The sequence below is a fragment of the Martelella sp. NC20 genome (genome assembly GCF_013459645.1).
Taxonomy (GTDB): Bacteria; Pseudomonadota; Alphaproteobacteria; order Rhizobiales; family Rhizobiaceae; genus Martelella.
The window spans coordinates 4,720,386-4,735,591 of record NZ_CP054861.1 but is presented as its reverse complement, the minus strand read 5'-3'; the positions used below and the strand labels follow the sequence as shown (position 1 = coordinate 4,735,591).

9 protein-coding genes are annotated in these 15,206 nt (G+C 62.8%); all 9 read right to left on the bottom strand.

Going from position 1 to position 15,206, the window contains the following annotated elements:
- Positions 1-44: 44 nt before the first annotated feature.
- The 9 genes from HQ843_RS22595 to HQ843_RS22555 all read right to left on the bottom strand — a co-directional run bounded on the left by HQ843_RS22595 (position 45) and on the right by HQ843_RS22555 (position 15,144).
- Positions 45-533 carry a MaoC family dehydratase gene (locus tag HQ843_RS22595; protein WP_180901088.1) on the bottom strand — a complete coding sequence of 163 codons (489 nt, stop codon included), beginning with the start codon at positions 531-533 and terminating at the stop codon, positions 45-47.
- A complete protein-coding gene (gene glgX / locus HQ843_RS22590) occupies positions 508-2,544 on the bottom strand; it encodes a glycogen debranching protein GlgX (RefSeq protein WP_246710198.1) in 2,037 nt (678 codons plus the stop codon). Before glgX ends, HQ843_RS22595 begins: the two co-directional genes overlap by 26 nt.
- Before the next feature lie 8 nt (positions 2,545-2,552).
- Positions 2,553-4,181 carry an alpha-D-glucose phosphate-specific phosphoglucomutase gene (locus HQ843_RS22585; RefSeq protein WP_180901089.1) on the bottom strand — a complete coding sequence of 543 codons (1,629 nt, stop codon included), beginning with the start codon at positions 4,179-4,181 and terminating at the stop codon, positions 2,553-2,555.
- Positions 4,178-5,629, bottom strand: coding sequence for a glycogen synthase GlgA (gene glgA, locus HQ843_RS22580; protein ID WP_180901090.1), 1,452 nt, complete (start codon positions 5,627-5,629; stop codon positions 4,178-4,180). The genes HQ843_RS22585 and glgA overlap by 4 nt, the downstream gene beginning before the upstream one ends.
- Before the next feature lie 3 nt (positions 5,630-5,632).
- Positions 5,633-6,895, bottom strand: a complete 1,263-nt coding sequence (gene glgC, locus HQ843_RS22575) for a glucose-1-phosphate adenylyltransferase (RefSeq protein ID WP_180901091.1) — start codon at positions 6,893-6,895, stop codon at positions 5,633-5,635.
- Positions 6,896-6,910: 15 nt separating this feature from the next.
- Positions 6,911-9,124 carry a 1,4-alpha-glucan branching protein GlgB gene (gene glgB, locus HQ843_RS22570; protein WP_180901092.1) on the bottom strand — a complete coding sequence of 738 codons (2,214 nt, stop codon included), beginning with the start codon at positions 9,122-9,124 and terminating at the stop codon, positions 6,911-6,913.
- A complete protein-coding gene (locus tag HQ843_RS22565) occupies positions 9,121-11,583 on the bottom strand; it encodes a glycogen/starch/alpha-glucan phosphorylase (RefSeq protein ID WP_180901093.1) in 2,463 nt (820 codons plus the stop codon). The genes glgB and HQ843_RS22565 overlap by 4 nt, the downstream gene beginning before the upstream one ends.
- Before the next feature lie 228 nt (positions 11,584-11,811).
- Positions 11,812-12,702, bottom strand: a complete 891-nt coding sequence (locus tag HQ843_RS22560; protein WP_180901094.1) for a transglutaminase family protein — start codon at positions 12,700-12,702, stop codon at positions 11,812-11,814.
- Between the two features lie 6 nt (positions 12,703-12,708).
- Entirely contained in the window at positions 12,709-15,144 is a 2,436-nt protein-coding gene (locus HQ843_RS22555) for a circularly permuted type 2 ATP-grasp protein (RefSeq protein ID WP_180901095.1), read from the bottom strand.
- Positions 15,145-15,206: the final 62 nt, after the last annotated feature.

Genomic DNA, 15,206 nt, shown 5'->3' with positions numbered 1-15,206 from the left:
GGTTCGCAGGCGCGTGCCCGGCTTTCGAACCCCGCGGCAATCGCCTAGACCGTTTCCGGCCGATCGGCGGCGGCGAACTGGACGAGGGTGATCCATTCGGCGGAAAGCGCGGGCTTGCGTTCGCCCTCGATTTCGACGGTGACGGCGTAGTTGATCGACAGCAGTTCCGCGCCCCTGAAGCGCGCGTCCTTCAGCGAAAAGCGGCCACGGACCCTGGCGCCGCTTTTCACCGGGGCCATGAAACGCACCTTGTCGAAGCCGAAATTGATGCCCATGGTCTGCTCGCGGATGCGCGGCGCGCAGTCGTAATTCATCGCCGAAAGCAGGGACAGCGTCAGAAATCCATGCGCGATCGTGCCGCCGAAAGGGGTCTCGTTGCGGGCCCGTTCGGGGTCGGTATGGATGAACTGGTGATCGAGCGTCGCATCGGCGAAGGTGTCGATCATCGGCTGATCGACCGTGAACCAGCGCGACAGGCCGACTTCCTGCCCGATCAGTCCCTTGACCTCACCCAGCGAAATTTCGAGAACCATCGGGCCTTCTTTCATCAACTGAGGAGGGGGAGTCTGCCTCTCCTTCGCCTAGCCTTTCGGCATAGAGCGATACCGAGCGGGGCGCAAGCGCGATCTCCACCGTGCCTTCGCTTTCGCCTGCGAGGCTGTGCCAGCCGTGCTCATCGGCCTCGGGCAGCATGAAGACGGCCTCCTCGTGGCCGCGATTGATGAGCACCGCAAGCCGCGTTGGATGGCCGGTCGTCGTCTCCGTGGTGGAAAGCACCATGCTGAGACACTGGCACTCGGGGCATTCCCAGTCGGCGACATCCATCACCTGGCCGTCCGGCCGCAGCCACAGGACATCGTCATCGGTGAAGAAGCCGGTTTGCGAGAACACCGAGAAACGTTTGCGAAAAGCCGAGAGTTCGGCGGTGTGGGCCACCAGCTTCTCGTCCATATCCGTCCAGTCGAGCCAGGTGATTTCGTTGTCCTGGCAATAGGCGTTGTTGTTGCCCTGCTGGCTGCAACCGCCCTCGTCGCCCGCCTTCAGCATGATCGCGCCGCGGCTTGCAAACAGCGTGCCGAGCAGCGCGCTGAGATCCTGCCGTCGCCGTTGGTTCACCATATCGTTGTCGGTCTCGCCCTCGACGCCGTTGTTCCAGGAATAGTTCTCGTCGTGACCGTCGCGGTTTTGCTCGCCGTTGGCGGCGTTGTGCTTGTGAACATAGGCCGTCAGGTCGTAAAGCGAGAACCCGTCATGGGCCGCGATGAAATTGACCGAGCGCGTCCGATCCTGCCCCCGGGTCGAAAAGATATGCGAGGAGCCCGAAAGCGCGTCGGCCAGCGCTCCGGTCATCGACGCGTCGCCGCGCCAGAATTTGCGGATGTCGTCGCGCGTGACGTCATTCCATTCCAGAAACGGCGACGGGAAATTGCCGAGATGATAGCCGCCGGGGCCGATGTCCCAGGGCTCCGCGATCATCGTCCGGTCCTTCAAAACGGGATCGTTGAGGATCGCGTGCAGCGTTTCGGAATTGGGGTCGAAGCCCTCATATCTGCGTCCCAGCACCGGCGCCAGATCGAAACGGAAGCCGTCAATCCCGGCCTGGGTCACGAAATGGCGCAGGCTGTCGACGATGTAGCGTCGCACCATCGGATGATCGCAGGCAATCGTGTTGCCGCAGCCGGTATCGTTGATCAGCACCGAGGGGTCGTCATGGGCTATGCGGTAATAGGTCTGGTTGTCGAGCCCGCGAAAACTCAAGACCCCGCCGAACGGGTCGCTTTCGCCGCTGTGGTTGAAGACGAGATCGAGAATCACGCCGATGCCGGCCTTGTGGAGGGCCTTGACCGCGCCCCGGAGTTCGGCAATGCCGCCCGGGCAGATGCGCGGCTCCAGCGCCATGAAGGTAACGGGATTGTAGCCCCAGGCATTGGTAAGCCCGAGCGGCAGCAGATGCCGCTCATCCATCCAGGCGGTGATCGGCAGAAGCTCGATCGCGTCGACGCCGAGCCGCTTCAGATGGTCGATCACGGCCGGGTGGCCGAGGGCTGCGACCGTGCCCCGAATGGCTTTCGGCACCTCGGGATGGAGCATGGTGAGCGAACGCACCCCGGCCTCGTAGATCAGCCCGCCATCGGGAAAGTCCACATGAGCGATGTCTTCCGTGCTGTCGGCGACGACGATGCTCTTGGGCACCATGTCGGCGGTGTCGAACCCGAACTCGCTCAAATCCGGATCGAACCTGTAGGGGCGGTCGATCTCGCGGGCATAGGGATCAGTGAGGAGTTTCGAGGGGTCGAACCACTGGCCGTGCATCGGGTCCCACGCACCGAAAGCGCGGTAGCCATAGCGCTGTCCGGGCTTCACCCCGTCCGCCATGAGGCGGAACAGATTGCCGCCGGCATGCGCCATCGGCAGTTTCGCGGTCGCCACGCCGGCCTTGTCGAACAGGCATAGTTCCATGCCGGCGGCGTTTTCCGAATAGACGGAAAACTCCACCCCCCGGTCCAGAACCCGGACGCCGGGCGTTTTCAAAGGCTCGGACATCGCGATGCTCAGGTGATCACGGTCGGGGCGGTGCGGCCCGTGCGCGCGGCGATTTCGGCCACATGCTCGGCATAGGCGATCAGATCGGCGAGCGTTTCCTGGGTTTCCTCTTCATGCCGGGCCGGGTCGGGCTCGTAATGTTCGAGATAAACCCGAAGCGTGGCGCCCGATGTGCCGGTGCCGGACAGGCGGAAGACCACGCGCGAGCCGTTTTCAAACAGGATGCGGATGCCCTGATGCCTGCTGACCGATCCGTCAACCGGATCGTGATAGGCAAAGTCGTCGGCCTTCGCCACAGTGAGGTCGCGGAAGGTCGTGCCGGGGAGCGTATCGAGCCCGGCCCTGAGCGCGTCCATCAGCCCGTTCGCGGCGTCGGTCTCGATGCCTTCATAATCGTGGCGGGAATAATAGTTGCGGCCATATTCGGCCCAGTGCTTCCTGACGACGTCGAGGGCGCTTTCGCCGCGCACCGCCAGAATATTGAGCCACAGCAGCACGGCCCAGAGGCCGTCCTTTTCCCGCACATGGTTGGAGCCCGTACCAAAACTTTCCTCGCCGCAAAGCGTCGCCTTGCCGGCGTCGAGCAGGTTGCCGAAGAATTTCCAGCCGGTCGGGGTCTCGTAGCAGCCGATGCCGAGCTTTTCCGCCACGCGGTCCGCCGCCTGACTGGTCGGCATAGAGCGGGCGATGCCGGCAAGACCGCCCTTGTAGGCCGGCGCCAGATGCGCATTGGCCGCAAGAATGGCCAGACTGTCGGAGGGGGTGATGAACACGCCGTGGCCGACCACCATGTTGCGGTCGCCGTCGCCATCCGAGGCAGCGCCGAAATCCGGTCCGCCATCGCCCATGACCGCGTCATAAAGCGCCTTCGCATGGACCAGGTTGGGGTCGGGATGGTGTCCGCCGAAATCTTCCAGCGGGGTGAAGTTCAGCACCGATCCTTCCGGCGCGCCGAGGCGGTTTTCGAGGATTTCCTTGGCATAGGGGCCGGTGACCGCGCTCATCGCGTCGAAGGAAATCCGGAAACCGGAGGCGATGTGCGAGCGGATCGCATCGAAATCGAACAACTGCTCCATCAGTTCGGCGTAATCGGCGACCGGGTCGAAGACCTCGACCTCCATGTCGTCCACCTTGTACGAGCCGATCTTGTCGAGCGCGACGTCATCGGCCTCCGATATCCGGTAGCGGTCGATCAGCTTGGTGCGTTCATAGATCGCGTCGGTGATCTTTTCGGGCGCCGGGCCGCCATTGGCGGTGTTGTATTTGATGCCAAAATCCTCATTCGGTCCGCCCGGATTGTGGCTGGCCGAGAGGATGATGCCGCCAAAGGCGTGATATTTGCGGATCATGTTGGAGGCGGCCGGCGTCGACAGAATGCCTCCCTGGCCGACCATCACCTTGCCGAAGCCGTTGGCGGCCGCCATCTTGATCGCGGTCTGGATCACCTCGCGGTTGAGATAGCGGCCATCACCGCCGATCACCAGGGTCTTGCCCTTGAAGTCGCCGATCGAATCGAAGATCGCCTGGATGAAATTCTCCGCGTAATGCGGCTGGGTGAAGACCGGCACCTTCTTGCGCAGGCCCGATGTGCCGGGCTTCTGGTCGGTGAAGGGGGTGGTCGCAATTGTCACGCTCATGGTTTCGACACCATCAAATCGAGTTGCTTGTAAAGATCGGCGTAAAGACCCGCGCTGGCCTTCCACGACACATCGCTCTTCATGCCCTGCTTTTGCATGGCGAGCCAGGTTTTCTTGTCATCGTAGAGATTGATCGTGCGGCGGATGGCGTGTGAGAGCGACCATGGCTCGACCGGCGAGAACTGGACGCCGGTGGCGGCGTTGACCGCAAGGGCGGCCGGGTTGGCGTCGATCACGGTATCGGCAAGGCCGCCGGTGCGGGCCACGACCGGGACACAGCCGTAGCGCAGCGCGTAAAGCTGGGTCAGGCCGCAGGGCTCGAACCGTGAGGGAATGAGAATGGCGTCGGCGCCGGCCTGCAGGGTATGGGACAGCGTCTCGTCGTAGCCGATAATGGTGCCGACGCGGCCGGGGTAATAGCGCACGGCGTTGCGGAAGGCTTCCTCGAGCCCCGGCTCGCCGGAGCCGAGCACGGCAAGCTTGCCGCCCATGGCCACCAGATCGCCGATAACGGTGGCGAGGATATCCATCCCCTTCTGCCATGTCAGGCGGGAGACGACGGAGAAGATCGGCGAATCGTCATTGTCGAGGCCGAAGTGCTCGCTCACCGCCTGCCGGTTCTCAAGCCGGCCCTTCGGCTTGTGCACGGAATAGCGGCTGACGATCGTTTCGTCGCTCGCCGGGTCCCAGACATCGGTGTCGATGCCGTTGACGATGCCGTGGACCGTGTCGGCGCGGGCCGAAATCAGGCCCTCAAGGCCCATGCCATACTGGGGCGTCTGGATTTCGCGGGCATAGGTCGGGCTGACCGTGGTCACCGCCCAGGCGGTCTGAAGGCCGCCCTTCAGGAAGCTCACCCTGCCGTAATATTCGACGCCGTCGACGGCGAGCGCATGATCGGGAAGACCGAGCCAGGGGAAAATGCCGGGATCGAAATTGCCCTGGAAGGCGATATTGTGGATGGTGAGGATCGAAGGCTTTTCCGGTGTCGGGCCGAACCGCATATAGACCGGCGTCATCGCCGCCTGCCAGTCATGGGCATGCACCAGATCCGGCTCCCAGCCGGGAATGGCGCCGGCGGCGATTTCGGCGGCGGCCTTGGAAAGCGCGCCAAACCTCCGCCAGTTATCGGAATAGCCCTCGCCATGGGGCGCGTTGTAGGGATTGCCGAAACGGTTGAACAGGGCAGGGGCGTCGAGAACAAGGAGGTCCAGACCGTCGTGGCGCACCGCCAGCACCGTCGCCTGCTCGCCGAAGAGATCATAGAGCGTGATCACCTTCTCGGCCTTTTCGCCGACAGCCTTCATCACGGCCGGATAACCGGGGATCAGCGTGCGGGTCTGAATGCCGTATGCCGCAAGCGCAAGCGGGAGCGCGCCCGCGACATCGGCAAGCCCTCCCGTCTTGATGAGGGGGTAGATTTCCGAAGCGACGGAAAGAACCTTCATGTTTTATGTGTCCAGTTTATCAATCATTGACTGCGTAATGAGGCAGATGCCGCTTTCCGAGCGGCGGAAACGGCGGGCGTCGATCTCGGGGTCCTCGCCCACCACCAGGCCTTCCGGGATATGGACGCCGTGATCGATGATCACGTTGCGAAGCTGGGCGTGGCGGCCGACATGCACGTGCGGAAGAACCACGGCACCTTCGAGGCGCGAGTAGGAATTGGCGCGTACACCGGTAAACAGCAGGCTCTTGTAAAGCTGCGAACCGGAAATGATGCAATCGCCGGAGACCACCGAGGAGACCGCCGAACCGCGCCGGTTTTCATCATCGTGAACGAATTTCGCCGGCGGCGTGACTTCCGAATAGGACCAGATCGGCCAGGACTTGTCGTAGATATCGAGTTCCGGCACCACGCCTGTCAGGTCGATATTGGCCTGCCAATAGGCATCCAGCGTTCCGACATCGCGCCAATAGGCCTGTTCCTCGAAGCTGGAGCGCACGCAGCTCTTGGAAAAGCGGTGGGCCAGCGCCTTGCCGTTCTTGACGATGTAGGGAACGATATCCTTGCCGAAATCGCGGCTGGAGGTCGGGTCGGCGGCATCGCGGTAAAGGCAGTCGAACAGAAACCTGGTCTTGAAGACGTAGATGCCCATCGAGGCGAGCGCCATCGTTTCATTGCCGGGAATACCGGGCGGGTTGGCGGGCTTTTCGACGAAATCGACGATCCGGTCGTTCTCGTCGACATGCATCACGCCGAAGCCCTTGGCCTCCTCCACCGGCACTTCGAGGCAGCCGATCGTGATGTCGGCGCCCTCGTTGACGTGCTGGCGCAGCATCATCTCGTAGTCCATTTTGTAAATATGGTCGCCTGCCAGAATGATCATGTATTCCGGATTGTAGGAATCGATGATGTCGATATTCTGGTAGACCGCGTCGGCGGTGCCTTCATACCACTGTGTCTCGGAAACACGCTGGGAGGCGGGGAGAACGTCGAAGCTTTCATTCCGCTCCGGCCGGAAGAAGTTCCAGCCCTGATGAAGGTGGCGGATCAGCGAATGCGCCTTGTACTGGGTCGCGACCCCGATACGGCGAATGCCGGAATTGAGCGCGTTCGACAGCGCGAAATCGATAATGCGGGTCTTTCCGCCGAAATAGACGGCAGGCTTGGCGCGGGTATCCGTCAGCTCCTTCAGACGGCTCCCGCGTCCGCCGGCCAGAACATAGGCCATGGCATCACGCGCAAGCGGCTGTCCCATGCGATTGTTCATCCTTCCCTCCCCAACTCACTCTTCCGGTTCCAACATGATGGTTGCGAGCGGCGGCAACATCAGGCCCGCGGAAATGCCGCCATGGCCATGGGTTTCGGCGCGCACCCGCCCGCCATTGCCCTTGCCGCTGCCGCCGTAAATTTCGGCGTCGGTATTCAGGATTTCCCGCCAGATGCCGGCCTTCGGCAGCGGCACGTGATAGCCGTCGCGCGGCACCGGCGTGAGATTGCAGACAACCACGATCGGCTTTTCCCCCGGCGCCTTGCGCTGCCAGGCGAAGACGGAGTTGTCGTGATCGTCGACGATCGTCCACTCAAACCCCTCCGGCTCGCAGTCGCGGGCATGGAGCGCGGGTTTGGCGCGGTAGGTGAAGTTCAGATCGCGCACCAGCCGGCGCACGCCCTCATGGGTGTGGTAGTCGAGCAGGTTCCAGTCGAGCGCGCGCGCCTCGCTCCACTCGCTCCACTGGGCGAATTCCTGGCCCATGAACAGCAGCTTCTTGCCGGGATAGGCCCACATGAAGGCGTAATAGGCCCTGAGATTGGCGAATTTCTGCCAGTCGTCGCCGGACATTTTGGCAATCAGCGAGCCCTTGCCGTGCACCACTTCGTCGTGGGAGAGCGGCAGAACGTAATTCTCCGTGAAGGCATAGAGCAGGCCGAAGCTGATTTCCTGGTGGTGATGCTTGCGGTATACCGGCTCGCGGGCGAAATAGCTCAGCGTGTCGTGCATGAAGCCCATGTTCCACTTGAAACCGAAGCCGAGGCCACCCTCATGCACCGGCTGCGACACTTTCGGCCAGGTGGTGGATTCCTCGGCGATGGTCATCATCTCGGGATGCTGGCCGTAGACCGCCTTGTTGGTTTCCTGGATGAAGCGCACCGCGCCCAGATTGGCGTTGCCGCCATATTCGTTCGGAATCCATTCGCCGTAATTGCGGGAATAGTCGAGATAGAGCATCGAGGCGACCGCATCGACGCGCAGGCCGTCAATATGGAATTTCTCGCCCCAGTAGAGCGCATTGTTGAGCAGGAACGACGCCACCTCGGTGCGATCGAAATTGTAGATCGCCGTGTTCCAGTCCGGATGAAAGCCCTTGCGCGGATCGGCATGTTCATAAAGCGCGGTGCCATCGAAATTGCGAAGCCCGTGCTCGTCGGTCGGAAAATGCGCTGGGACCCAATCGAGCAGCACCCCGATGCCGACCTTGTGGCAGCCATTGACGAAGCGGGCAAAGCCCTCCGGCTCGCCGAAGCGGGCGGTCGGCGCGTAAAGCCCGGTGGTCTGATAGCCCCAGGAGGGGTCGTAGGGATATTCGGAGATCGGCAGGAATTCGATATGGGTGAAACCCATGTCGGCGCAATAGGGGATCAGCCGGTCGGCGAGTTCGTCCCAGGACAGGAATGTGCCGTCATCATGGCGCTGCCATGAACCGGCATGGACTTCGTAGATCGAGATCGGCTCGCGGCGCTTGTCGCGGCCGGCCCAATGGGCGCGATGGTCCTCGTCGTCCCATACCTGCTCCATCTCGGCCGCCGTCACTGACGCGGTCTGGGGGCGCAACTCGCTGCGACGGGCAAAAGGGTCGGCTTTCAGCGGCTGGAGATTGCCGTCGGAGCCGATGATCTCGTATTTGTAAGGCGTACCGGGCTCGACGTCGGGGGCGAAGATTTCCCACACGCCGGAATCGGCCCTGAACCGCATCATGTGACGCCGGCCGTCCCAGTTATTGAAGCCGCCGACCACCGAGACGCGGCGCGCATTGGGCGCCCAGACGGCGAAATGGAAGCCCTTCACGCCCTGATGGCTCATCGGATGGGCGCCAAGCTTGTCGAACAGCCTGAGATGCGATCCCTCGCGGACGAAATAATCGTCCATGGGTCCGAGAACCGGCCAGAAACTATAGGGGTCGGTTACCGTCCAGACAGCGCCGCCGCGCCGGGCGCGATAGCGGATCGGAACGAAGGTGGTGAGGGAAATCCGACCGCAGAAGAAGCCGGAATCGTCAATGCGCTCCAGCTTTCCGAGGGGCTCCCCGTCGAGATCAAATACCTCGACGCTCTCTGCGCCCGGCAAGAAACACCGGGCAACGAGATTGCCGTTGATCTCATGAGTGCCCAGCACGGAAAACGCGTCTCCGTGCGTGGCATTCAAAATGGCTTCGACATCTCCCCTCGACGGAACATCGCCCCCGCCTCTATCCGGATCGTTTCGCTCCGGCTGTTTCATAAAGCACTCCAAATATCACGAGCATACTCCCTGATGGCTCTGTCGGAAGAGAACCACCCCATACGTGCAGTGTTCCTTATGGCCTTAACGTTCCACGATGCGCGATCGTTCCAGATTGCGTCAACTTCGCGCTGGGCGGCGGCATAGGCGTCGAAATCGGCGGCCACCATGAACCAGTCGTGATCGTAGATGCCGCCGATGAGATCGGCGTAGCGGCCGGGATCATCGTGGGAGAACACGCCCGACGAGATCGCCGACAGGGCCTGCGACAGCTCCTTGGAACCTTCGATCAGCTCGCGCGGATTGTAGCCGTCGGCGCGTCTCGTCTCGACCTCTTCGGCGGTCATGCCGAAGATCACCATGTTTTCCGCGCCGATCCAGTCGCGCATTTCGACATTGGCGCCGTCGAGCGTGCCGATCGTCAGCGCGCCGTTGATCGCGAACTTCATGTTGCCGGTGCCCGACGCCTCCATTCCGGCCGTCGAGATCTGCTCGGAAAGGTCGGCGGCCGGGATCATCACCTCGGCGGTCGAGACGTTGTAGTTCGGGATGAACACGATCTTCAGCAGACCGCGCACCGCCGGGTCGTTGTTGATGACGCGGGCGACATCATTGGCGAGCTTGATGATCAGCTTGGCGTTGTGATAGCTCGGCGCCGCCTTGCCGGCGAACAGTTTCACCCGCGGCACCCAGTCCATTTCCGGATGCGAGCGGATCTGGTCATAAAGCGCCACCGCCTCGATGATGTTGAGCAGTTGGCGCTTGTATTCATGGATGCGCTTGATCTGGATATCGAAGATCGCCGACGGGTCGATGCGGGTGCCGAGCCGTTCGCCGATCAGGTTCGAGAGCCGCGCCTTGTTCTCGCGCTTGACCGCGTCGAAGCGCTCCTGGAAGCTTGAATCCTCGGCGAACGCATCGAGCGCCTTCAGCTTTTCGGTGTCGTCGAGGAATTCGTCGCCGATGACATCGCGGATCAGGCGGGTCAGGGCCGGGTTGCATTCCTTCAGCCAGCGCCTGGGCGTAATGCCGTTGGTCTTGTTGTTGATCCGGTCGGGATAGAGCCGGTGCAGGTTGTAGAACACCGTTTCCTTCATCAACTGGGTATGAAGCGCCGAAACGCCATTGATCGAGTGCGAGCCGAGGAAGGCGATATTGCCCATGCGAACCCGGCGCTCGCCGCCCTCGTCGATCAGCGAGATCTGGCGGATCGCATCGTCGCTGGCGCCCCTCTGCTTGCGGGCATCGATCAGGACCTTGGCGTTGATCTGGTAGATCAGCTGCATATGGCGGGGGAACAGCCGCTCGAACAGCGGAACCGGCCAGCTTTCCAGCGCCTCGGGCAGCAGCGTGTGGTTGGTATAGGCAAAGGTTTTGACAGTGATGTCCCAGGCCTCGTCGAACGCGACGTTGTGGATATCGATCAGAAGCCGCATCATCTCGATCACGGCGATCGACGGATGGGTATCGTTGAGGTGGATCGCGACCTTGTCGGGCAGGCTGGAGATGTCGCCGAACTGCTGCATGTGCCGGCGCAGAATGTCCTGCAGCGAGGCGGAGGAGAAGAAATATTCCTGCCGCAACCGCAGTTCCTGGCCCGCCGGGTTGGCGTCGGCGGGATAGAGAACGCGGGTCAGGGTTTCAGCCTTGGTGCTTTCCTGCAGCGCGCCGATATGGTCGCCGGCATTGAACTTGTCGAGCAGGATCGGGTCGATCGCGTCGGCCGACCAGAGCCGGAGCGTGTTGACGCGCTTGGCGCGCCAGCCCACGACCGGCGTGTCGTAGGCCTCGGCCATCATCCGCTCGGCCGGCTTCCAGACATAGCGCGGCTCGGCGCCGCCTTCCTCGATGATGTCGACCTTGCCGCCGAAATTGATTTCATAGGTGCTTTCGCGACGATGGAATTCCCAGGGGTTGCCGTGGGCCAGCCAGTTTTCGGGCAGTTCCACCTGCCAGCCATCGGCGATTTCCTGGCGGAACAGGCCGTTGACATAGCGGATGCCGTAGCCATAGGCCGGCACGTCGACGGTCGCCATCGACTCCATGAAACAGGCGGCGAGGCGTCCGAGGCCGCCATTGCCGAGCGCGGCATCCGGCTCGAGCCCCGCGATTTCCACCAGATCGACATCGAGCTTGGCGAGCGCCTGGTTGATGGCGTCGATCATTTCGAGATTGGATATTGCATCGCGCAAAAGCCGGCCGATCAGGAACTCGAGCGACAGGTAATAGACCCGCTTGGAGCCGGCCTCATAGGTCTTGCGCGTGGATTCCATCCATTTGTCGGTGACCCGGTCGCGGATCGCGAGAATGACGGCGCGCAGCCAGTCATGCGGCTTGGCAACGATGGTGTCCTTGCCGACCTGATAGATCAGCTTTTCCAGAATGCTGGCGGCCAGTTCGTCAGCGTCGTGAGAGCGGGGCGTAGGCAGTGGGAGGTCGGGATTGGTCACTTTGTTCATTGTTTTTTTCCGTCAATGAAAGGCTGGAAAATTGGGTGCTTCGGCCGACTGAAATATGGGCCCGCCAGTGTGGAAGGTCCTGATGGGCATATTCTTTCGTGCAATTTATGCACTGATATGACGCACTTGCAATAAATCGATAGCGGCGGGCGGGAATTTCTTTCCCGGCCTGCACTTGCGGTCGATCAGCTTGACCGCCAAAGCGGCAGGAAAATGGCGTCGGCAGGCTCAGCGCACCGTTTCGGGGACCGGCACGACGTCGACCGCCTGGGTGGCCTGGTGCTCGCCATAGGTTTTCATGACGCCGAGAACCGGAACGACGTCGGCATAATCGCGGCCATAGGCGACAATGATGTGATCCGATCCCGCCTCGATATTGTTGGTCGGGTCCAGCTCGATCCAGCCAAGCGCACCGCCGCACCAGACCCGGACCCAGGCGTGCATCGCATCCGCGCCCTCAAGCCGCGGCTTGCCGGCCGGCGGGATGGTCCTGAGATAGCCGCTGACATAGCCGGCGGGAATGCCGATCGCCCTCAGCGCCGAAATCATCACATGGGAAAAATCCTGGCAGACGCCGCGTTTGAGGTGAAAGGCCTCAGCCGGCGTACTGTCGACGGTCGTCGCCTCGCCATCATAGGTGAAGTCGGCATTGATGCGCGCGCAGATCGCCTTCGCGATCTGCTGAACGCTCATGCCGGGCGCGGCACTTTCGCGGCCATAGGCGCCGATCGCGCGGTCATGGGGAATGCGCGGGCTGGCGCTGACGAAATGATGCGGCGAATCCCGGCCGAGGTCGAGAATGCGGGCATATTCCTCCCTGAGGCGCGGCAGTTCGGGAGAGAAGGCGAGCGCGGAGCGCGGGGCTTCGACGCTGACCCGCGCCTTCATCGTGATCGCGAAGCTCTGATGCGGCGGATCGATCAGCGTCGCGATTGCCGGATGACCGAAGAAATCGGTAAAGCCGCGCTGTTCGCTCGGATGCGGATCGAATTTGACATGGCCCGCGATCAGGCGCTGGCGCTGGGTCGCGGCGAGCGGCAGAACGCGGGTGATGTGGCGCGCGAGCGAAGCGGGCGTGTCGTATTTATATTCCATCTTCAGCGAGAGATCGTAGAGCATCATCCCTCACAGATAGCTTTGGGCGAGACAGTCGGAGAGCGCCTCGAAATCACGCTCGAGTATCGCGTAATAGTCGATCGAGATGGAGCTTGCGGTCATCACCGCGAGGCCGGACTGGACCCGCATGGTCTCGCGGTGGAGCGGCGACATATGGGTCATCTGGCCCTGGCTCGGCAGTTTTTCGACCTCCGCCAGCATCTCGTTCAACTGGAACAGCACCGAGCGCGGGTTCTGCGGGTCGAGCGCCAGAAGATCGGTGATCGTCAGCCGGTCGGTGTTGACGTTGTAGTGGCGGCGGTGGGTCATCACGTTGTCGCCGATCTCAAGCAGGATATCGAAGGCGCCGTCGGGGGCATCCTCGCCGGACAGTTCGCCCAGCAGGCGGGTCATGTGCAGGCCGCGCTCCAGATAGCGGCCGATCGACAGGAACCGCCATCCGGTCGAGCGGTACATGTTTTCATGAACGAGACCGGCAAAGCCCGCGAGCTTGCGCAGGAGAACCGTGATCGCGTGGGCGGCGTCGTCGCCGGGATCGACCCGGTCCACGAAGCGGTTCGCGGTCTTGGAAAGATCATTGAGGGCAAGCCAGCCATCGGGTGAAAACCGGTCGCGGATATTGCCGGCGGAATAGACCGCGCTGTCGATATCGCGCATCAGGCTCTTCGGCAGCGCTGCCTCCGAAAGCTCGTGCCCCGCCTGTTCGAGATAGGCTTCGATCCGCGTCAGGAGCGCCTGTCCGCGATCGTCGACCTCGGCGAACCGGCCGTGCCAGGCCCTGAGGATGCGCAGATTGCCTTCCGCCCGCTCGATATAGCGGCCGAGCCAGAACAGGTTGTCGGCGGCCCGGCTCGGCAGGTTGGCCGGCTGGTTGCGCGGCGCCCGGCTTTCGCGCGTCAGAAGCGTGGGCCGTGCGACCGGCGTCTTGCTCACCACCCACACATCGGCCGCCCTGCCGCCGGCCTGCATGGCGATGGCGGCGACATCGTCGGAGGAGCCGATGCGGGCAAAGCCGCCCGGCATCAGCTTCCAGCCGTCATTGGTGCGGGCCGCGAAAACGCGAAGCGAGAACGGATGCGGTTCCAGTTTGCCGTCGACGAAGGCCGGCGCGGTCGAGAGCTTCACCGCTTCCTGGCCGACAAGCCACGGCCCGCGCTTTTCGAGCCAGCGGGACACCGCGTCGGGACGTCGCTCGGCAAGCCGCCTGCCGGAAAACGACAGACCGGAATCATCGAAGAAGGGCTGCCGGGAATAGGCCGGGCCGATCAGCATCTGGTCGAGATTGGCGGCGACATGGGCGCGCTCGTTTTCCTGCCCGCACCACCATGTCGCGATCGAGGGGATCTTCAGATCCTCTTTCAGAAGACGCCGCGACAGGGCCGGCAGGAAGGCGAGCAGCGCCCGGGTTTCGACGATGCCCGATCCCAGCGCATTGACCATGGTGAGATTGCCGGCGCGAATGGCGCTGACGATGCCGGGCGTGCCGATGCGCGAGTGCTGGTTGAGCTCCAGCGGATCGGTGAAGTCGGCGTCGAGCCGCCGCCAGAGCACGCTGACGGGCATCGGTCCGGCGACGGTGCGGACCATCAGCCGGTCATTGACGACAATCAGGTCCTCGCCCTCAAGCAGCGAGATGCCGAGATAGCGGGCGATATAGGCGTGTTCGTAATAGGTCTCGTTGGCGGGGCCGGGGGTGAGCACGCCGAAACGGCCCTCATCGCCATGGGGGGCGGCCTGCAGCGCATCGCGGAAGGCGCCGAAGAACGAGGCGACGCGGCGCACATGCATGTCGCCGTAGATGCCGGAAAAGGCGCGCGATGCCGCGACCCGGTTTTCGAGCGCGAAGCCCGCGCCGGACGGTGCCTGCGCCCGGTCGGACAGCACCCACCATTTGCCTTCCGGTCCGCGTCCGACCTCGAAGGAAATGAAGTGCAGGAAATGGCCGCCGGCGGGCGTGACGCCGACCAGCGGGCGCAGGAATTCGCTGTTGGAGGCGACCAGCGCCGGCGGGATGAAGCCTTCCGCGACCAGCCGGTTGTCGCCGTAAAAATCGGCCATCATCGCTTCAAGCAGGTCGGCGCGCTGCTTCAGCCCCTCGGCAAGCTCCTGCCATTCATCGTCATCGATGATGACCGGAATATGGGAAAACGGCCATGCGCGGGTATCGTCCTGGCCATCATAGGCCCGGTAGAACACGCCGGCATCGCGCAGATAGCGGTCGGCGCGCGAAAACCGCTCGGCAAGCTCATCGGTGGTCATGCCGGAAAGGGCGTTGACGAAGGGTTGCCAGACCGGGCGCACTTTTCCCGCGGCGTCGACCATCTCGTCGGGCACTCCGGGAAGGGGTGCGTAATTCCCGGCGTTCCAGGCGATGGCGGGCTCCGCCTCGCTGGCCTGTTCGGCCCTCTGTCTTTCAGCGGAATGTTCCGCTTTCGCCTCTGCCATCTGGCGCGTCCCTGCCGCCCGCAATAAAAGCCGCTTCCCGTTGCCGGGAAGGTTCAGCCGAA

Excerpts from the sequence above, each read along its gene's own strand:
- glgC (WP_180901091.1), bottom strand. The coding sequence starts at position 6,895 with ATGAACAATCGCATGGGACAGCCGCTTGCGCGTGATGCCATGGCCTAT.
- HQ843_RS22560 (WP_180901094.1), bottom strand. The coding sequence starts at position 12,702 with ATGCTCTACGATCTCTCGCTGAAGATGGAATATAAATACGACACGCCC.
- glgB (WP_180901092.1), bottom strand. The coding sequence starts at position 9,124 with ATGAAACAGCCGGAGCGAAACGATCCGGATAGAGGCGGGGGCGATGTT.
- HQ843_RS22555 (WP_180901095.1), bottom strand. The coding sequence starts at position 15,144 with ATGGCAGAGGCGAAAGCGGAACATTCCGCTGAAAGACAGAGGGCCGAA.
- HQ843_RS22565 (WP_180901093.1), bottom strand. The coding sequence starts at position 11,583 with ATGAACAAAGTGACCAATCCCGACCTCCCACTGCCTACGCCCCGCTCT.
- glgA (WP_180901090.1), bottom strand. The coding sequence starts at position 5,629 with ATGAAGGTTCTTTCCGTCGCTTCGGAAATCTACCCCCTCATCAAGACG.
- HQ843_RS22585 (WP_180901089.1), bottom strand. The coding sequence starts at position 4,181 with ATGAGCGTGACAATTGCGACCACCCCCTTCACCGACCAGAAGCCCGGC.
- HQ843_RS22595 (WP_180901088.1), bottom strand. The coding sequence starts at position 533 with ATGGTTCTCGAAATTTCGCTGGGTGAGGTCAAGGGACTGATCGGGCAG.
- glgX (WP_246710198.1), bottom strand. The coding sequence starts at position 2,544 with ATGTCCGAGCCTTTGAAAACGCCCGGCGTCCGGGTTCTGGACCGGGGG.